The sequence below is a fragment of the Limnoraphis robusta CS-951 genome, assembly GCF_000972705.2.
Window position 1 is genome coordinate 12,913 of the sequence record NZ_LATL02000036.1, and the last position, 19,926, is coordinate 32,838.

At 41.3% G+C, this 19,926-nt stretch carries 17 protein-coding genes; 10 read left to right on the plus strand and 7 right to left on the minus strand.

Going from position 1 to position 19,926, the window contains the following annotated elements; translation table 11 throughout:
• Window positions 1–31: 31 nt before the first annotated feature.
• On the minus strand, window positions 32–256 hold the full coding sequence (locus WN50_RS02830; protein WP_046281928.1) for a Calvin cycle protein CP12: 225 nt from the start codon (window positions 254–256) through the stop codon (window positions 32–34).
• 403 nt (window positions 257–659) lie between these two features.
• Here WN50_RS02830 and WN50_RS02835 point away from each other — a divergent pair, with 403 nt between their 5' ends.
• A complete protein-coding gene (locus WN50_RS02835; RefSeq protein ID WP_200906199.1) occupies window positions 660–1,904 on the plus strand; it encodes an FIST signal transduction protein in 1,245 nt (414 codons plus the stop codon).
• A gap of 238 nt (window positions 1,905–2,142) precedes the next feature.
• Entirely contained in the window at window positions 2,143–2,742 is a 600-nt protein-coding gene (locus tag WN50_RS02840; protein WP_049557796.1) for a hypothetical protein, read from the plus strand.
• A gap of 187 nt (window positions 2,743–2,929) precedes the next feature.
• On the opposite strand, the gene WN50_RS02845 is transcribed toward WN50_RS02840, so the two are convergent.
• Window positions 2,930–3,829, minus strand: a complete 900-nt coding sequence (locus WN50_RS02845; RefSeq protein ID WP_046281926.1) for an all3515 family Zur-repressed PEP-CTERM protein — start codon at window positions 3,827–3,829, stop codon at window positions 2,930–2,932.
• A gap of 297 nt (window positions 3,830–4,126) precedes the next feature.
• Window positions 4,127–5,212, minus strand: coding sequence for a metallophosphoesterase family protein (locus WN50_RS02850; RefSeq protein WP_046281925.1), 1,086 nt, complete (start codon window positions 5,210–5,212; stop codon window positions 4,127–4,129).
• A 109-nt stretch (window positions 5,213–5,321) separates the two neighbouring features.
• Between WN50_RS02850 and WN50_RS02855 the strand changes: the two genes are divergently transcribed.
• Together WN50_RS02855 and WN50_RS02860 are read left to right on the plus strand one after the other, a co-directional pair.
• Window positions 5,322–6,782 carry a slr1306 family protein gene (locus WN50_RS02855; RefSeq protein ID WP_046281924.1) on the plus strand — a complete coding sequence of 487 codons (1,461 nt, stop codon included), beginning with the start codon at window positions 5,322–5,324 and terminating at the stop codon, window positions 6,780–6,782.
• Window positions 6,783–6,979: 197 nt separating this feature from the next.
• The gene (locus WN50_RS02860; protein ID WP_046281923.1) at window positions 6,980–7,264 is read left to right on the plus strand and encodes a hypothetical protein; all 285 of its coding nucleotides are present in this window, start codon (window positions 6,980–6,982) and stop codon (window positions 7,262–7,264) included.
• 13 nt (window positions 7,265–7,277) lie between these two features.
• Here the strand turns inward: WN50_RS02860 and WN50_RS02865 are convergent, their stop codons facing one another.
• On the minus strand, window positions 7,278–8,624 hold the full coding sequence (locus tag WN50_RS02865; protein WP_046281922.1) for an ion transporter: 1,347 nt from the start codon (window positions 8,622–8,624) through the stop codon (window positions 7,278–7,280).
• 371 nt (window positions 8,625–8,995) lie between these two features.
• Between WN50_RS02865 and arsS the strand changes: the two genes are divergently transcribed.
• The 3 genes from arsS to WN50_RS02880 are packed head-to-tail and all read left to right on the plus strand — an operon-like array spanning window position 8,996 to window position 11,467.
• On the plus strand, window positions 8,996–9,982 hold the full coding sequence (gene arsS / locus WN50_RS02870; protein WP_046281921.1) for an arsenosugar biosynthesis radical SAM (seleno)protein ArsS: 987 nt from the start codon (window positions 8,996–8,998) through the stop codon (window positions 9,980–9,982).
• Window positions 9,983–10,006: 24 nt separating this feature from the next.
• On the plus strand, window positions 10,007–10,768 hold the full coding sequence (locus WN50_RS02875) for a TVP38/TMEM64 family protein (protein WP_046281920.1): 762 nt from the start codon (window positions 10,007–10,009) through the stop codon (window positions 10,766–10,768).
• A 6-nt stretch (window positions 10,769–10,774) separates the two neighbouring features.
• Window positions 10,775–11,467, plus strand: a complete 693-nt coding sequence (locus tag WN50_RS02880; RefSeq protein ID WP_046281919.1) for a TVP38/TMEM64 family protein — start codon at window positions 10,775–10,777, stop codon at window positions 11,465–11,467.
• Window positions 11,468–11,495: 28 nt separating this feature from the next.
• On the opposite strand, the gene WN50_RS02885 is transcribed toward WN50_RS02880, so the two are convergent.
• Window positions 11,496–12,254 (minus strand): LmeA family phospholipid-binding protein, encoded by a 759-nt coding sequence (locus WN50_RS02885; protein WP_046281918.1) that lies wholly within the window; start codon window positions 12,252–12,254, stop codon window positions 11,496–11,498.
• A 253-nt stretch (window positions 12,255–12,507) separates the two neighbouring features.
• Here WN50_RS02885 and WN50_RS02890 point away from each other — a divergent pair, with 253 nt between their 5' ends.
• A complete protein-coding gene (locus WN50_RS02890) occupies window positions 12,508–13,641 on the plus strand; it encodes an RNA-guided endonuclease InsQ/TnpB family protein (protein ID WP_046281917.1) in 1,134 nt (377 codons plus the stop codon).
• A gap of 309 nt (window positions 13,642–13,950) precedes the next feature.
• Here WN50_RS02890 and WN50_RS02895 read toward each other — a convergent pair whose 3' ends face one another.
• Both WN50_RS02895 and WN50_RS02900 read right to left on the minus strand, forming a co-directional pair.
• A complete protein-coding gene (locus WN50_RS02895) occupies window positions 13,951–15,657 on the minus strand; it encodes an alpha/beta hydrolase (protein ID WP_235440813.1) in 1,707 nt (568 codons plus the stop codon).
• A gap of 242 nt (window positions 15,658–15,899) precedes the next feature.
• On the minus strand, window positions 15,900–17,822 hold the full coding sequence (locus WN50_RS02900) for a S8 family serine peptidase (protein WP_049557802.1): 1,923 nt from the start codon (window positions 17,820–17,822) through the stop codon (window positions 15,900–15,902).
• A 610-nt stretch (window positions 17,823–18,432) separates the two neighbouring features.
• Here WN50_RS02900 and WN50_RS02905 point away from each other — a divergent pair.
• Window positions 18,433–19,050, plus strand: a complete 618-nt coding sequence (locus tag WN50_RS02905) for an IS607 family transposase (protein ID WP_049557804.1) — start codon at window positions 18,433–18,435, stop codon at window positions 19,048–19,050.
• 16 nt (window positions 19,051–19,066) lie between these two features.
• On the plus strand, window positions 19,067–19,926 hold an 860-nt coding region (locus WN50_RS02910), incomplete at its 3' end, for a transposase (RefSeq protein ID WP_160315338.1).

Genomic DNA, 19,926 nt, shown 5'->3' on the forward strand with positions numbered 1-19,926 from the left:
TCTACTCAAGGAATGCCAGCCTTAGCAGCGTCTAATCTTCATAAACGCGACATTCAGCAGCATCTGGATTATCATCACAGTAGACTTCAAAAGAAGACTTGGGTTTCTTCTGTTTCTGATGAGCCGCTTCTGCTTGTAGCTCCTCGACAACATCCCAAGCGGCTGCACATTCTGCCGAAGTCGCACCTTGAATATCGCAAGCAGCACGAGCTTGTTCGCGCTCCTGTTCAATCAATTCGTCAATATTATTGTTCATTGTTTGTTAGCCTCGATTACATTTTTCTGTACAAGGGTTAAGCCTAACTGAAAACTCTGACGCTATCAAGTTCGGCTATTGCACTAGACTACCTTGCTGAATACACTTAATAATTCTAACGACTATTGCTCAGTGATAACTCAAGCCCAAGTGTCTATTCGGTATTCCTCTTGATTTTTTAAGGTTTGCTGATTGAGATCAACGACAGATGCAGCCCAACCTACGGATCGTCTATATTTCTATATGGAGTAAAGGTCACTCTACAACAGAAAAGTAACCACCCTGGGCAGAACGAGAACGAGAGCGCGATCAGGACGAGGCTTAATTTCTAGATAAGATGAGGCAATCGTGAGCAACAGATCGATATGGGAGAGTCAAGATGGTAGAACCAACAACAGGACAAATGCAATGGGTCAACGCCCTATCAAAACGCCCTTCTTTAGAAGCCGCAATTGAGGAGGTCGTCGAACAGGCTCAACAATCATTACAAGCTTCCCCTGACTTGGGCTTAGTGTTTATCTCCTCTGCCTTTGCCAGTGAATATTCTCGATTGATGCCCCTCCTACAAGAACGACTGAAGATCCCGGCAATTATCGGCTGTTGTGGCGGCGGTATTGTCGGTATGAATCCCCATAGCCAAGCCGAAGAAATTGAAGGGGAACCTGCCTTAAGCCTCTGTTTGGCTCATTTACCCGGTGTGAACGTTCACCCCTTTCATCTGTCTTCGGATGGACTACCTGATCTCGATAGTCCTCCCCAAAACTGGATTGATTTGATTGGAGTCAATCCCGGTGACAAGCCTCAGTTTATCTTGCTGGTTGACCCCTTTTACAACCGCATTAACGACTTACTCCAGGGACTCGACTATGCTTATCCGGGTTCAGTCAAAGTGGGTGGGTTGGCAAGTGGTCGTTTAACCAATATTACAGCCGTTTTTCACGGTTCTGAACATTATCAAGCCCAGGCGGTTGGTGTAGCCTTGTGTGGCAATATTGTCTTAGAAACTATCGTTGCTCAAGGGTGTCGCCCGATTGGTCAGCCCTATCGAGTCTCAAAAGGGGAACGGAATATTATTCTCGAACTTGAGCAAGAGTCCAATGTTGATGATTTATCCTTAGTCGTCTCCGGTGAACCGATATCGCCCCTAGAAGCCTTGCAGAAATTGGTCCAGGATTTAAGCGAAGCGGATCGACAATTGGCTCAAAATTCACTGTTTATTGGGGTTGTTCGAGATGAATTTAAACAAAGATTAGAACCGGGAGATTTTCTGATTAGGAATTTGTTAGGTGTTGATCCCCGTGTCGGAGCAATTGCGATTGGCGATCGCGTCAGGCCTGGACAACGAATTCAATTTCACCTTCGCGATGCTCAAACCTCGAAAGAAGATTTGCAAATGTTGCTCACCCGTTATCAACAACAACATCCAAATTCATCTCAGCTTGCTGCAAATGCAGGTGCTTTGATGTTTTCTTGTTTAGGACGGGGAGAAGGGCTTTATGGCTCACCGAACTTCGATTGTAGCCTATTTCAACGCTATCTGAATATTCCTCTGAGTGGTTTATTCTGTAATGGAGAAATCGGCCCGGTGGGAGATGAAACTTTCTTGCATGGTTATACTTCTGTGTTTGGAATTGTTCGTCAACCTTAAATCTTTTGGGTTCTCCCTATTCTTGGCTTCCGTTTCCCATTGATTGTTGATGCTATTAAAGCCATGACTTCCATCGCCTCATTTGTTGATGAATTTCCTAGAGAATTTCTGGTGATTTCCGTCGCAAGTGAGGCAAATTATACCTCTTAGCCTTGCTCAAAAATCACACGGTTAACCTGTTTAATCAACTGACTCGCCCAACTCAAACGCTACTATTGTTCTACTTACTGAAAATTTTATGAACCAAAACGCCCAATCACTAGATCGCCTCAATCCAATTTTTAAAGTCGGTTTGGAACGAACAGAAATGATGTTAGAAACGATTGCCAAGTCTCCAATTCAGTTAGAATTAAAAAGACTAGAGATTATCCCTCCACAAGAATTATTGTCTCAACTGAAGTCTCATCTCGGGTTGACTGAAATGAGTGCAATGGAACTGGTTTTTTCTGGAGATTATAACGGCATGACTCAACTGGTTTTTCCGGTGGATACTGCTAAATTATTGATTGATATGATTGAAACAGAAGAGCGACGTAAACTTGATCAAGATGAACTTGAAAAAGGAATTTTAAGTGAGGTTGGTCATATTTTTTTTAATGGGGTGATGGGTGTGATCAGCACTTTGAGTGAATATGGAATTACTTATATGATTCCTAAATATAAAGTCGGAAATATTGGACAACTCTTGTTATCAAGTTGGTCTAAAAATTACTCATCAGCTCTAATGGGTAGTATTGAATTATCTCGTCAAAGAGAACTGTGGTTTTGGTTTCAGTTCAATACTTTAGATCCTTTGTTACAACATAGTCAAAAACTATCAGATTATTTTGAGGTTTAACTCATTCCCAACTACTCCCTAAAACAATGAACAAAATTAACACATTTGTCAATGACTCATTTTTCAGAAATAATCCCCCATGTTGTTCGGGGGAATTAAGATTTACAACTAGCCTTCAAAAACCGTCAACATTCTCTTCTTTAGAGAAGGCAAGCTGCAAAAGCTACAACTCAAAAAAGATTCAACTTTAGTCTAATTTATTGGGTTTAGTTGTGAATTTACTCGCTAACATCATTAAACCCAATCCCGCAAAACCCAATAAGGTTGAAGGTTCAGGAACAGGTTTGAAATTGAGCGTAAAAGTTCCAGAGGGTAAAAAGGCAGTATGATTGCTATCACTGGTAACGTCTAATAGACGAAACTTTGCTGAATAAATATCACTAGGCGCATCTTCGGCAACAGAAAACGTCGGTGTAAATGACCAATCATCTCCCTTTCCAAGGGGATAATTATCCCCTACACCATCAAACAAATCTTCACCTTTTGAGTTGGAAATCCTTAAACCCGGTGTAATCTCAATTAATTCTAAAGCAATGGTTGTTTCCTCTCCGAGTAAACCTTGCCAGCGACCATTTCCTGTATTATAGATAGCGTTAACATAAGGATCACTAAGATCGTCTGTAAGATGAGCAATAGGTCGGGTTTTGAGATCGGAATACATATGTTCATCAGTTTTCATGGAAATATATTGACCAGAAAAAACCCCTGTTCCGGGGAAAAGATGAATAGGAGGTAGATCAAACCTTGCTTCAGGTAGGTTATTATTGGTACTGGTGGGAAGAACGGTTAAATCTTCTGGACTGGTATAACTATAAACCCCAATGGCATGAAAATGACTGATTTCAACGGGTTCATGTTGATGGGGAAATAGCAGCGAAAGACGGTTATAATTGGGGTTGGGTAAGCCAATAAATTCGCCTGTGCTTAAAGTTTCTAAGCCATCGACTCCCACCATTAAGTGATGATGATCGGCGTGTCCACCCGACATTTGGGCTTGGGTGACTTCACCTGAAGTAATAACGGTAAAAACCGCTACAGAAGACCCTAAAATTAGGCGAGTAGTCCAGTTAGATTTCCCGATAAACATTAACTGTTTCCCTGATAATGAATGACGACCCAATTTAACAGAGTCAACCCGTTTTTGTAAAAAGACAGATTGTCAAACTTGTACAGATCTTTACATCAAAAAATCAGTCAGAAAATCTGATAAAATTCTTAAACCTAAAGACTTTATAAAAGAAAAAAACGGCTGATGCCGTCTGAGTTAAAATATTGAAAGTTTGATGAAAAATAATCAATTGAATCTCTGAGAAGTTAATCAAGCCTTTTAAACCGTTTAAACTAAACCCAAAACATCAGACGAATTAACTCATTTTAAACGAGTTTAACTGAGCCGTAACGACGTATTATTATCAATCGCCCGTTCCCGACTAAACGCCTCAAAATAACGACGAACTGGAGTCGGGAATTTAGGAAAATGTAACTCAGCATCTCCTTCCGCAACATCGGCCCAAAAATAACGCAAATCCGGCGCCAACAGAACCGCTTCTTCCTGTGGTAAACTTAAAGGAGGGCTAGTTAGTAATTTGGTCATAAACGGAAAGGAGTGATCGGCAATCCGCTCCCGTGATTGTTCGGGTAAATCCGGCCATCCGCCGACAGAAGTGATACGATGAGATTCAATGTGTAACACCTGTTTTCCGTTTGGTTCTGTTCGCCAGTTTAAGATGCGATAAGGATGAGGATAACTCACCAAAGAACCGGTCGTAATCTCATAGATATTTTGCCATTGAGCAATATCTTGAACGTGCAAATGACCCGTAAACAAAAGCTGTACATTAGCTTCAGCGAGTATTTCTAACAATTGCGGTGCATTTTGCAGCATATACCGACGGCCTAAAGGATTTGTCGCTTGACCGGGAAGATGTTCGATCACATTATGATGTAACATCACCAGAACTAACTCATCGGTTGTCGTGGCTAACACCTTTTGCAACCAGTCTAACTGAGGTTGATCAAGACAACCGATTTGTTTCCCAGTTTCATCAAAAATGTTAGAATTTAACCCAATTAACCGCACTCCCGGTAAAATTTCATGGGTATAGTACAACTGGTTAATATTGTCATAGCCAAACTGATGATAATAGCGGGAAAAATCACTCAAACCTGTTACCTGTTCATTCCCGACTGATAGGGGTACATCATGGTTTCCCGGAACGACATAAACCGGATAGGGAAGTTTAGCTAAACGCTCACTCAGCCAAACGTGATTATCGATTTCTCCATCTTGGGTTAAATCACCCGGTAACAGCAAAAAGTCGATCTCACATTCTGCTAAATGTTCGAGAACCCTTTCTAAAGCCGGAATGCTGGCTTCGACAAGATGAAACCGATGGGGATGATCCCAAATCGTATGAGATAGGGCAATATGGAGATCGCTAGCAATGGCAAATCGAAAATTTAAGCTCATAGTTTTATCAGCGTATTACGTTGATCCCTGTACAACATCAAGCATAGCCCCTGTTTTGATTTAAGCTAGTAGAGGCAGTTATTCCAATTCGTTATCACAACTTTTTATTATGACGGTTAAATTGCAACGCCCGATTTTAGTCGGTGGAATAGGACTCTCTTTTTTACTCTGGTTAGCGAACAGTATGGCTCACTCAGCCGCTGAGTTGGGCGAAACGGCGTTAGTCGGGACAATGGCGATGGGAGCGGGACTCTGGTGGCTACAGAAACAGTTTTCCACAACAACCCCCGCCCTGACTCCGAAAATTGTTGATCGCCAAACTGTCGATCAGGCGATCGCCCAAACGGGAACGATGATCGAAAAATTAGCCACAGAAGCCCAAGAAAACCGCTCTCGTGAGAATTTTACCGCTAGTATTACTCAATTCCAGCAGCAGGTGAGTGAACTAACGGCTCAACTGGAACGTCAAAAATTGTCCATTGGGGTGATGGGGGGAAAAGCCGCCGGAAAAACAGCATTAATGCAGGTGGTTGCTCAACAGGGCATCCCCCAATACAACCAACCGTTAACCCTGGTTGAAATTCCCGAAGGACAGCAAAACCTATTAACGAATGCAGATCTGGTGATTTTCCTCACCAATGGGGATGTGACTGATCCTGAATATCAAAGTATTTCTCAATTGTTGCTGCAAAGTCAACGGGTTGTACTTGTTTGGAACAAGCAAGATCAATCTTCTGTTGAAGAACAACCTGTGATTTTACAACGTCTGCGAGAGACAATGCAGGGGTTATTACAGCCCGAAGATGTGATTGCGATCGCGGCTTCTCCGAGTCCTGTAAAAGTGCGTCAACATCAAGCAGATGGTTCAGTTCAAGAGTGGATGGAAGCCCAACAAGCGGAAATTTTACCTTTGACTCAACGCCTGAGTAATATTTTACAACAAGAACAACAATCTTTAGTTTGGGCGACAACATACCGACAAGCAAAAGCCTTGCAAGCCCAAGTCAAAACAGGCTTAAATCAAGTCAGACGCGAGCGGGCTTTACCGATTATTGAACAATACCAATGGATCGCCGCAGCGACAGCGTTTGCGAACCCGGTTCCGGTATTAGATGTGTTAGCAACTGCGGCAATTAATGCTCAATTGGTGATCGATTTAGGGGCAATTTATCAGCAGAAATTTTCCCTCGAACAAGCCCAAGAAGTGGCAAAAACTATCGGCAGTCAGATGTTAAAATTAGGCTTGGTAGAACTCACCACGCAAACGTTAACGTCGCTTCTCAAAAGTAATACGGTGACGTTTGTAGCGGGTGGAGTCGTTCAAGGTGTGAGTGCTGCTTATTTAACTCAGATTGCGGGTTTGAGTTTAGTTGAATATTTCCAAAGCTTAGAAGAAAGTCAGGAGACGGGTCAGTTTTCTCTCAATCTTAACGCCCTCAATCAAACCTTGAAAACCGTATTTCAGCAAAATCAACAACTGTCACTTTTACAATCTTTTGTGAAACAAGCCCTCAACCGTCTTTCTCCTCAAATTCAACAAAAACAAGTTAGTCCATCTTCTGTTTCTTAGAAGGAGAATTCAGAAGGCACTGATCACTGCACAACTGTAAACTGGAAGGGCGGGTTCCGCAAAAATCTATGTTTCTCACAAACAACTGATCTAAACCCGCCCTCTTGCTTTTTTATATTTCAGATTAAATTAATCGATTGTTTGATGATCTATTTTATCTCAACCTTTTCAACTGAAATCTCAAACAGGAAGTTACAATGAATTTATTTTCAAATCAAAATCCCAATCCCGATAATGGTCAGGGTTCAGGTGAGCATTTAAATACACTGAATAATCATCATCCAAATTTACCACCTATCGAAGATGTAGAAGTTCAAGAACCCCATCCAGAAACGATTAAAGTGATTCGCCGATCTTTCATTTTTTTGGTGGTCATTGGCTTGTTAGTTGGGGCGATTGTTGCAACTGGAATTATTTATATTCTCAATCGATTTGATATTACCGGACAACCGCCTCAGCCTTCCCTTGAACAAGTTAAATAAAACTGAAAATTCATTACTTCGTTTGAAAGCGTTGTTCAGCAATTTCTTTGATTTTTTCCCAAAATCGAGGATAGTTTTCTAATACTTGATCAAAGTCCTCTTTGTATAAAACAAAAAGTTCGCAATAGGTTTGAGTTTTCACTGAAGCGGTTCGCCGACTGGAGTACAAAAGCGCAATTTCACCAAAAAACATCCCTGTTGTCATCGTGCGATAAACTCGACCTGTTTTTTCAGAAAAAGCAATGACTTCTCCTCGCTTGATAAAATACATTTCATGGCCTAACTGTTCTTCTCGGATGATATAATCATTTGGGGGTAAGATTCGAGGTTTTAATTTAATTACCAAGTCTTCTATAAAACCTTTATCTGCGTCTTGAAACAGAGGAACTTTTTCTAAGAGTTCTTGATGGAGATGAAGATAAATTCGAGTTTTGATCGAGTGAGGAAGTTCATCTAAAAAGTCTAATTCCATCGAAGCATCATGGCTATATTCCCACATATATTGATAATAATCTCTCACCTGTTGCTGCAATATAGCGGGGATTCTGCGCTCACGCATATACGCTTGAATTTGATCGAGTTTTTCCCGAAATCGCCCTTGATTTGCGTCTAAATTTGCAATGAGAGAGGCAACATTACCAATAATAAACGCATACATTGACACTCCCAAAAACATAATCACTAAAGTAAATACAATTTCTAGGTCGTTCGTTGGGGTAATATCTCCATAGCCAACTGTGGTTAAAGTGGTAATTGACCAATAGAGTGAATTCAGATATTGGGTACTGGTACGAGCGGATTCTAAAGAAGCATTGGTTAACCAAGATTCACCCGAAATCTGAGCAACCTCTCCAATAAAAAACCACAAGCAAGCAACCCAATGATCGATGAGAAAAATAGTAACAACTAAGTTAATCATGCGGATAACCACTGGATTAACATTCACATTGTTTTCCCATCGTCTAAAAATTCCCAAACATTGAAATCCCCGTAAAAGTCGAGGAAATCTAATAATTCCGATGACATAGCCCGGAACAGGCGAAATAAAAATTCTGACAATAAAATCGATGGGTAAACTGGCAATTAAATTAATTTTAAGATCGGTTGAACGGTAATTTTTACGAATCTTTTGTCTGTCTGTAATGAACTCTCCCTGATCGATATATCCAATTTTAAATCGCAGAAATATATCAGCAATTAATACAGTGTCACTTAATAAATCCAAGATTAACCAGATGCCATCAGCATCAGTTTGAAAGGCAATTGTAAATGGAATCGAAAGATAATTGTAGAGGCTAACTAAAACAATTATAGATTCCCAGACGATAATGATTTTTGATTCAGGATGGATAGTTTGCATATTTGAGGTTAACAACAGATGGCACTCAAAGGAGAGAGTCTTCAAGTCTTAAAACTGATAGCTTAGGAAGAGATCTAAAGCTAGTAACGGCAGGGATACGGAGAAAAACAAATACTAACAATCTAGTTCGTCTGGAAATATTTGCATCTTACCTCACGATATATTATCGAATCCTCAGATTTTTCTCAGGGTAAATTAAGTTGACTGGTTTTGAATAGGAACAGAATTCACTCAAATAGGATCAACAACAAAATACCAACATACTCGATCCACAGCTCAAAAGCACTCAATATTAGAGTGTTTAGATTGAAGTTTATCCAAGTCTACTGCTACCATCATTCATAATGTGTTACTCCAAACCGGATTAAATTATGCTACAAACAACTTCTACACCATTTCATCATAAATTAGGTTCTCCCCTCCTCAAACAACCGATTTCGGTTTTACAAATTAACTTGGGTAAGCGATGCAATCTTGCTTGTCGTCACTGTCATGTCGAAGCTAGCCCCAAACGAACAGAAGAACTCTCTCCAGAAATCTGCGATCAATTGATCGAACTGATTCATCGTTTTCCTCAGATTCAAACCGTTGATTTGACTGGGGGAGCGCCTGAGATGAATTACGGCTTTAAACCTTTAGTGGAAGCCGCACGATCTCAGGAAAAAGAAGTCATTGTTCGCTCTAATCTAACAATTTATTTTGTTGATGGATTTCAAGATCTTCCCGAGTATTGCGCTCAGTATCAGCTCAGGATTATAGCATCTTTGCCCTGCTATTTGGAAGATAACGTAGACAAAATGAGAGGGAAGGGAGTTTACCAAGATTCAATTGCCGCCATTCAATGCTTGAATCAGCTCGGGTATGGTAGACAACAAAATCTGGTGCTAGATTTAGTGTATAATCCCGCCTTGCCTCAAACCCAATCTTTTTCTTTACCTCCAGAACAGCATCAACTCGAAGCAGCTTATAAACGCTATCTCAAACAACACTTTGATCTCGATTTTAATCAACTCTTTACCATTACTAATTTACCGATTGGCCGCACGAAAGAATATCTCAAACATCAAAATATTCATCAACCTTATCTAGCTTTTTTAGAAGAACATTACAACTCAAATACCGTTGAACATTTAATGTGCCGAAATCAACTTTCTATTGACTACCAGGGAAATATTTATGATTGTGACTTCAATCAAATGGAAAATATTCCGGCTCGTACCTCAACCGATGAACTCCTAACCGTCAAAAAACTACTAGAGTTTGACAGCTTAGATGTGATTCGAGAGATCAAAACCGCACCCTTTTGTTATGGGTGTACCGCAGGATGTGGTTCAAGCTGTGGCGGTGCTTTAGTTTAATATTATGGAGTTAAAACTTCTCAGATGAATGATTCAGAAAACCCTCTAAAAAGACCCCAAAAAATCTCCAAACCTTTAAAATTAATAGGGTTAGGTATTGGAGTGACAATCTTGATTATTTTGGCGGAAAACTTCTTCAATCTCTCTGATTCTTTCTCATTAATCCAAGATTATCTCAAACAGACTCTAGACTGGATTGCTAATCTCGGGTATTGGGGGCCAGTTGCACTGATTTTCGTCTATATTCTGGCAACTGTATTATTTCTTCCTGGTTCGATTTTAACTTTGGGAGCAGGTGCAATTTTTGGGGTAATTACAGGTTCAATTTGTGTCTCTATTGGTTCAGTCGTCGGTGCAACTTGTGCCTTTTTAGTGGGTCGATATTTAGCACGCGGTTGGGTTGCTGAAAAAATCGCCAAAAATGATAAATTTAAAGCCATTGATGAAGCAGTCGCCCGAGAAGGTTGGAAAATCGTGGGGTTAACTCGACTCTCCCCGATTTTCCCTTTTAACTTACTCAATTATTCTTTTGGGTTAACAAAAGTTTCCCTACGTGACTATGTAATTGCTTCTTGGATAGGCATGATTCCCGGAACCCTGATGTATGTTTATATCGGTTCTTTAGCGGGAGAATTAGCAACTTTAGGAGTAGAAGGACGCTCGAAAACTACAGGAGAATGGATTCTTTATGGAGTGGGTTTAATGGCAACAGTTGCCGTTACGGTTTACGTTACGAAAATTGCTCGCCAAGCATTGAATGAAAAAATTTCAGAAGAGCAAAGCTAACAAACAATGCCCCTCCTCACATTTAAAAAACGGATCAAAAGTCAACGGTTTTGGTTAACTCTCAGCCTAACTAGCCTCCTGTGGATTGCTTATTTTAGCCCTTGGAAATTTGAGAGTCTTGATCCCGTTTCGTTGACAAATTCGATAGAAAAATTAGGAAATTGGGCAGTTTTGGGATATATTCTGCTCTATATCCTCTTAACTATCGTCGGAATTCCTGCGATTCCGTTAACAATGGCCGGGGGAATATTTTGGGGTCTAGTTTGGGGAACGTTTTGGTCAGTGATTGCTGCAACAATGGGAGCGATTGCAGCATTTGGGGTGACTCGATACTTGTTACAAAATTGGGCGCAAAAAACGTTTAGCCATCATCGTGCATTGAGAAAATTCCATCGAGCTAGCCTGAAAAATCCCTTGAAGTTTGTGCTATTTGTGCGGTTAGCTCCCATTTTCCCTTTTAATCTTGCCAATTTTTTATTTGGACTGACTGTAATTCAATGGAAACCCTATGTTTTAGGAACATTCTTGGGAATTATTCCAGGAACGTTTACCTACACTTGGTTAGGGATTAGCGGAAAACAGGCAATTGAAGGAAGCAATCGCCTCTCGATATTCCTCGCTTTGGCAATAGCGGTAGGATTGTGTTTATTGCCTCGTGTAACCCGTCAAAGATTACAGTACCACGAGGAAACCGAGTAATAGCGACACCTTTCAATTCTGTTAACCTCTAACGTTTTTTCATCTGCGGAAATTGGTTAATTTGAGCCGCTCCATAAAAGATTAGAGATTGATTTTGAATTCGGAATCGATCAATCCGCAATGACGTACCATCCAGAGCAAATTTGTCTAAATCTAGCAAGTTATTCACGTGATCAATTAATGCCTGACCTAGACTTACCGCCTCTTCATTGCCTTGATAAGACACATCGACAAATCGGATCTGACGACGATCTTGAACCTCGACAAGGCTTGTAAAGTCCACCATAATCGGCTGATCAGAATCACCCAATCGAACCTGAGATTGCAGATTAAACTTTTTGTCTGGAGTGATTCGCATCTGCGTGTTGCTAAACTTCAACGGTTGGCCCTGATATTGCAGTCGTTGCAATTTTTCGATGATAAAGGGAGTATTGAACGAAGACGTTAAATCTTCCTCGGTCAATACAACTCGCATCGTCGCCTGAGTAGGTTGTCGCAACTTCACCTGACCTGCAAAGATTGCACCAAAGTCAATTGATACGGCTTGCAGGTAGAGTTCCATTACGGCAATACGAAGCCCGTTGTACATCAGCATTCCTTGGCCGATGAAGTCAAAGCCATCTACACTACCCTGTAACAACTTGGCTACGGGTTCAGCCCGGACGTTGGCTTCAATTTTTTCAGAACGTTTGAATAGGGCTGCGATCGCCGCACCAACAACTTTGCTGACGACGCGATCGCCACCTTGGGTCTGAAAAGGAGTGCTTCCAAACAAAGCTTGTACCATTCCTTTGCTCGCTTACTCACACGAATCATTATAGCGGCAATATTAAGAAATGTTACATAAGTTGTCTTGATAGGAATGATTAAGCCTAAATTTAAGCAACTCTGGATTTACCTCTATTGTAGACCAGCAAGGACTTTACAGAGCTTTAGAGTATTTTACACTAATTTACCAAGAGAAGCAGGTTTAAAGCCCCGTCGTTCACGACGGATTATTTTGTGCTAATATAGCTTATCGTAAACGACGACGATAAACTATGCTCGTATATGAGATGAAGTTGCAAGGAACAGAAGCCCAATATCGAAGGCTAGATGAAGCCATTCGGACGGGCTGTTTTGTTCGGAACAGCATCATCAGAGCATGGATGGATGGTCAGATTAAAAGTCGTAATGATGCTTATGCCTACTGCAAAGTGTTGTCAGATCACTCAGATTTTCCCTGGGTTAGTAAACTGAACTCAATGGCTCGACAAGCGCACGCAGAAAGAGCATGGGCATCAATTGAACGGTTCTATCGAAATTGCAAGCAGAAAATACTAGGTAAGAAAGGATTCCCAAAGTTTAAAAAATATCAAGTCAGAGCATCTGTTGAATACAAGACATCGGGCTGGAAACTTTCAGAAGATAGAGGCTATTTAACATTTTCCGACAAATTTCAATCGGGGACATTTAAACTTTGGGGTAGTCGAGATTTACACTTCTATCAACTCAAACAAATTAAACGGGTTAGAGTGATCAGAAGGCACGATGGGTATTATGCTCAATTTTTAATCGATCATACCAGAGAGGAAAATAAAGAACTCACAGGAAAACCAACTGGGCTAGATGTAGGTCTTAACCATTTCTACACCGATTCTTTTGGCAATCAAATAGACAATCCCCGCTTTTTCAGGAAAGACGAGCGACGAATTCAAAAGCTGCAACGTCGATTATCTCGAACAAAAAAGGGAAGTCAAAACCGCTCAAAAGCCAGAAATCGTTTAGGTAGAAAATATCTTAAGGTTTCACGCAGGCGTAATGATTGGGTTTGTAAATTAGCTCAACACGTCATACAGTCTAACGACTTGGTAGCGATAGAAAATCTACGGATACGCAATCTAGTTAAAAATCATCATTTAGCCAAGTCAATTAATGATGCTGCTTGGTACAGATTTAGAGAATGGCTGGAGTATTTTGGGAGGATTTATGGGGTGACGGTGATTGCCGTTGAACCTGCATACACGTCTCAAAACTGCTCAAATTGCGGTGAAAAGGTTGTCAAAACTCTCAGTACGAGAACTCATAAATGTCCTCACTGCGGATATGTAGCAGACCGGGATGAAAACGCCGCCAAAAACATTCTAAAATCTGCACTTAAACAGCTATCAAATCAAGAAACGGATAAGAAATAGATTAACGGATTAACTTGACTGTAAAACGCATAAATCTAGGCTTCTCACACGTAGCTTAATCCGTTTTTCCGCTTAATATCTGTTTTGAAAATACCGTCGGGCAGATGGAAATCAACGCCTCCCGAGAGACTGATCTCTGCTTAAGTGGGGAAACCCAGTTGAGTAAGTCAACTCATCGAAAGAGGAAACCCAAACAGTGATGTTTGGAATCTCCGTCGTTTACGGCGGAGAGGATGTCAAAAAATCTGTCTCCTGGTTCAAAAAAAGGCCATTGCCCGAAACCTGCTCCTGTGGGCTTAAGCCCTGGGATCACTCCTGTGTGGATCTGTGTTGGAGCCATTGTTGTTTTAAAGGGAGCAATTTTTGTTCTAAAGATTCAGCCGCAGAACCATCAATTAAATAGCTTCTAAATGGCTCCTCTCCACTGAGATAGTCAAAATAAGCTGAAGATAGATAAACTTTAAAATCGGGATTATCAGCAATATAAACCTCAAAAAAGGCAACAATTCCACTATTGGCATAGCTATCAATTAACTCGGGAGTCGGAAGCATTAACCGTTCAAAAGAATTAATCGCATCCGTTATTCCCGCATCCAGTTGTGAAAAATCAACGTGAGCTTGTCCTTCAATAATCACCAAATATTTTTCAGGAGATTTTAACCAAATAAAAGAACCAGCCTGTTCAAAAATAGCAGGAGTTGCTGGATCATAAAGACCCGACCCCAATAAAACAGGAATCTCTACAGCAGCCAAACCTTTTTGACCAAAAATACTGCGATTCACCGGATTAGCACCAATCACAGCTTGAACTCTCGTATCCCGAAATTGAGTCGGTAAATTCGGTAAAGCAAGAGCGCGACATTGCAATAATAAAGAGAGATTCAAAAAGCCAAATTCCCTCTGACATTCTTGCTGCAAATTCTGTAAATCTATTGTTGCACCCCCAACTGCTAAAGCCGTATAACCGCCAAAAGAGTGACCATGAACTCCAACTTTATCGAGTTGAAGTCGTCCTTCAAAATCCTTGGTATTAAGTCGCTCTAACTCATCCAAAACATAACTAATATCTAGAGGACGATCAATAAATTCTTGTAACTCAAAAACTTCCTGACGGCGACCCGCTAACAAGTCTGAGGCGTGGCGGAAATCGCTACCCGGATGTTGAGGAACCGCAACCACATAACCATAAGAAGCCAAATGTCTAGCCCGTTTAGCAAAATCTTCCGGTCGAGAAGCCAAGCCATGAGAGATAATAACAACAGGCGTTTTACCTGAGCGCCAAATTTGGGGTTGATAAAGATCAACATAAAATTTACGGTTGCGTTGAGTATCATTAAGAAACAGCCGTTGAGGTTCCTTGACACCATAGATACCGGGTTTACGCAGATCAGGTAAAGACGAAAAATTAATGGGATTTAAAGTTAGGGCTTCAGTCGATAAACGCGCCACTTCTTGATTCAAAATACGAGTTGCATCAATGACTTGTTGAACTGTATTTCTTAATCGGAGAATTTGATCAAGATTAATCTGTAGATTGGCGGGTAGATGATCAAGAAAATTCAATAATGTTAATCCTTGCGGCTCAGATGCAGATTTAATCAGGGCTGTCTTTAAAGCAGATTGTTCATGTTCTCCACCTTGAAGGGTAATATACCGCCCAAGACGACTAAGAATATCTTCACCCATAGCTGTATCTAAAACGCGAGATAACTGGATAGAATTAACATCAACTCGTCTGAGTAAAGCACCCTGAAACTCGGCTTTTTCTTCGGGTGTTGCTCTGGCTAAATTAAAATAAGTTCTGAGATTTTGATCAATTTCTCCCGTTTGAGCAAATGTTTCTAAAGAACTCACCGGAACCGACACACGAGCCGTTGAAAAGACAAAATCAATTCTCTCGGCTGCTTTCAAGGGAAAAGCCGTAACGACGCTTGAAAACAAACCCAGAAACAAAGTAACACTCCAAGAATATCCACACCACTTCCCAGTGGATTTTTTAAAATATTTCTGCATCATAAGTTAAAGACGACTTTTGTCTAACAATTAATTCTATCCTTGAAAAACAATATTTATAGCAGTCGAAGCCGAGATTAGGACACTGTTTTTCTGTCAAATCTTTTTATGATAAAGGTTTCAATTCTGTCTCCTGTCTCCTGTCTCCTGACTTCTGCTATAAGGCGCAGTTCCCTGCACCCCAAAAATAGATTAGATATTTCCTTTTCAAGATTGAAATTATATATCCCTATGATCACGAGCAGTTAGATAGAGACAAAATTTTGTTGAGTTAGAGAATGCAACCCATCAAGCATTGCTAGGGTTTGGTTATGCGCTACGATTTTCGTTGAACCATTTTCAAAACCAAGGGTTAAATCTACGAAGGTCAAGCCATCCGTCAAACCGATGATATCCTCTCCAGGTGTAAAGTCTTTAATCACATCGACACCTGCTTGTAAGCTTAAATCAAAGCGATCATTTCCTTCTCCTCCTATCAGAACATCATCGCCTAAATTTCCACTTAAGAGATCGTTTCCTTGTCGTCCGAGTAGGATATCATTTCCTTGACCCCCGTAGAGGGCATCATCTCCCGCTTCTCCTAACAGTTGGTCATCACCTTGAGCGCCGAGCAGAACATCGGAAGTGGCGCTGCCTGTGAGAATATCATTTTCTAGCGTACCAAGAAAATCATTGTTCCCATCGCGAGATACCCGAGTGATGGCAGTATCGTTTTCCGCGACTCCCGCAGACTGAGGCGCAATTAATTCTACGGCTTCGGAAGCTTGAATTAAACCAGAACCGCTTTTGAAATCTACTCCGGGAAAATCCGCATCCAGGGCTGTTTCTTCGAGAATACTACGAACTTCAGCAGGGGTTAAAGAATCTTTACCTCCGGCGGCTTGTAGCATCAAAGCAGCAACTCCAGCAGCGTGAGGGGCGGCGGCGGAAGTTCCGCTAAAGTTGGGGAACCCATCGCTATCCGAGGAATTGTCTGAACCGAAAAAGGTAGTATTCACGCCATCTGTAGCCAGTAAGTTCGGTTTTTGGCGAACCAGAGGACTGTCTAAAGGAGTTCCATCTGCTGCGATGAAGATTGGAGTTCCACCGACAGAAGAGGTAGACTTAGCTTTGGGAATACTGGTGCCAAATTCTGGCGTGTCGTTGTAGCTTGTCGCCCCAATGGCAATCGCGCCTTCTGCGTTGGGATGTCCGAAAACGGTAGAACTATTATGGCCGTACTCGAAGTTATCTGCGCCGTTGGAAAAGTTGATGTATTTGATGAGATTCGGTTCGGTGGAATCTACCCGTTTACCCATCAAAATATAGAACTGGTTGCTATCGGTATTGTTGGTGAAAGAAATGGTTTCGAGGGGGTCTGCACCCAGGTTGTTATCCGTACTGGAAGCAACGACATCATTTGCACTCAGGTTAAGAGAGTCTTTTTTGACGATAAAGATATCTAAATCGCTGGTTGCACCTCTACCGTTACCGACAGAGGCGAAGGGTTCATCCCATTGTAGTGTTAATGGCCCGAGTTTTTCTCCCGCATCCAGACTAAACTGGTTAAACACATCAACACCGGCTCCCGCATTGAAATCATGGGCTTCGTAAGTGACTCCATCAATGGTGAAGCTGTTACCGGAGTTGCTGAATTCGGACTCGTAGGAGCGTTGACCATCGTTTCCGGCGGCTGAGAAATAAACAACACCTTGTTCTACAACTCGATTAACCGCTTGTGCTGCAATTCCATCTTGGAAAAAAGGCTGATTGGTAAAGCCCATATCATCAACAATAATATCAGCTCCGGCTGCGACTAAGGCATTAATAGCCTGTGCCATTTCAACTTCATTGGACACCCCATAAAACATGAGTTCAGATGCAGGCGCGATATCGTGAACGATTTGCAGCATCGCTCGGCCTTCGTCTTCACCTTTAGACCCTTCTTTTAAAACTTGTACAGGGGTTGTATAACCATCAGGATTTCCCATACCCGGAAGGTCGCCACTTCTAATATCATCTGCTGCGGTTACTCCGTCTTGTAAGAAGTTGTAGCTATCGGAGATTACCCCTATTTTAATTCCACTCCCATCGAGGTTAAAAGTATTACGAATCTCGTCGGTATTTAAAGCAACATCGCCTTGACTGATTACTGAATTAGAGCGGGTAATGGGTTGAGCAGCTAACATAATGATGACCTCCTGGGGTTCGTAAATCTCTGATAATTTTGATGATTTTATTGGTTGAAATTGAGAAAATTAGATTTTTATTTTTAGCCTTAAAGGTCTTGATACGGAAGAAACAAAATTGATTTTTTATTTCTACTTTTGTTCTGATGATTGTCCTGAGATCTGAAAGTTTATTGAAAATAAGGGGTGGTTTTGTTTGGGTATTGTTTTTTACCTTTGATAATTAAATTATTGCAGTTAGCCTGGGGCTATGTCATCGGTTATATCACTGAACTTTTAGACAAACTCAAAGTACAAAAAATAGCCCAAAAGTTCAAATACTGAGGGATATATGGATATATTTTTTACAAGTTTTCACACAAAATCTCCGTATTTTAACGGAATAAAAATAAAAATAATATCTACGAAAAAACCCTGATTATTTCAGGGTTGACTCATGGCTTAATTAAATTTCAGTGGAATTACTGATAGGTTCTCCAGTGAACTGCTACATCCTTAAGCTGCAATTACTCAGTAATTTCTCGGACAAGTTGAACAATTGATCGCAATGCCTCTAATTGTAAATTGACTGGACAATGCTGGACAATGCCATACTCTGCGATAATTAGGTATGGCTAAATTTGTTAAACCCAATGAAGCAGCTAACACTCTGGGAGTTTGCCTCCGAACACTCAGACGATGGGAAGCAGACGGTAAAATCAACACGATCAAAACGCCGTCAGGACAAAGGCGATACGACATCGAAAAGTTCATCAAAGAGAAATCAGAAAACGGAGGAAGACGCGCCACTGTTATCTATGCTCGCGTCTCTACCCGACCTCAAAAATCAGACCTTGATAAACAAGTTGAAAGACTATCAATGCTCTACCCAAGCGCTGAAGTTATTAAGGAAGTGGGAGGAGGACTCAATCTTAGGAGGAAAGGACTCGTCTGTCTTTTGGGACGAGTTTTGCAAGGTAATATCGGAACTATTGTGGTTGCCCACAAAGACAGACTTGGGCGATTTGGCTTCGATCTTATCGAATGGTTGTGTGAGCAATTTGACTGCAAAATCGTGGTTCTCAACCAAGTCAGTCTCTCCCCACACCAAGAACAAGTTCAAGATCTTGTCGCCATCCTGCACAGTTTTTCCAGTCGGCTTGATTCCATCCGAAGACTTGAAAACAAAATCAAGCAGGAGTTACAAGCTGAAGTCGAGGCACAAAAAAGCCAAGTCACAACCCAATAAAACTCTTAAGATCCGGGTGTATCCAGAAACCGAGTTACATCAAAAATGGAAGTCTTGGCTTTCTGCGTCTCGCTACTGTTACAACAAGGCAATAGCTGCACTGAAAACAGGAGAAAAGATAACCAGTGCATATTCGCTTAGAGATTATGTGATCAGACTAGATTTGCCGGACTGGGTTAAATCTGCCCCATCTCACCCCAAAGAAAATGCCATCTTTGATGCTTGGGATGCGTGGAAACAAGCCAATTCTGTAAAGGGAGAAGCGTCGTTTAGAAGCTGTCGTCAACCCGTTCAATCCATTAAGTTCCACAGAGTCAACTTCAACGGAAAGACGTGGTATCCTACGCTGGTCAAGGGACTTAACTTTAGAGCTTCTGAACCCTTACAAAAAACCAACTTTGCAACCCAGTTAGTTAGAGACAGAAAACGATGGTTTGCCTGTATTCCTGTATTAGAAGAAGTCAAACCCAAAGAGTTGGACAGAGTAATCGCATTAGATCCTGGAGTTAGAACATTCCTGACAGGCTACGACGGCGAATCATTTCAAGAGTTTGGCGGGGCAGACATTGGACGCATCCAACGGCTGTGTTCTCACCTCGACAATCTCTTGAGTCGAGCGTCTAAAGCTTGTCGCAAACAAAAGCGACGAATGAATCAGGCAGCCAATCGAATCAGGGTGAGGATTCACAACTTAGTCTCGGAGTGCCACAAGCAAGTAGCCAACTATATCACGAGTCAATACAAGGTTATCTTCTTGCCAACCTTTGAGACTTCACAGATGGTTGTCAAATCTAAGCGAAAGCTAAATAGCAAAACAGCAAGGCAAATGCTAACTTGGTCTCATTATCGGTTCAAGTTGCACTTGAAACAAGTAGC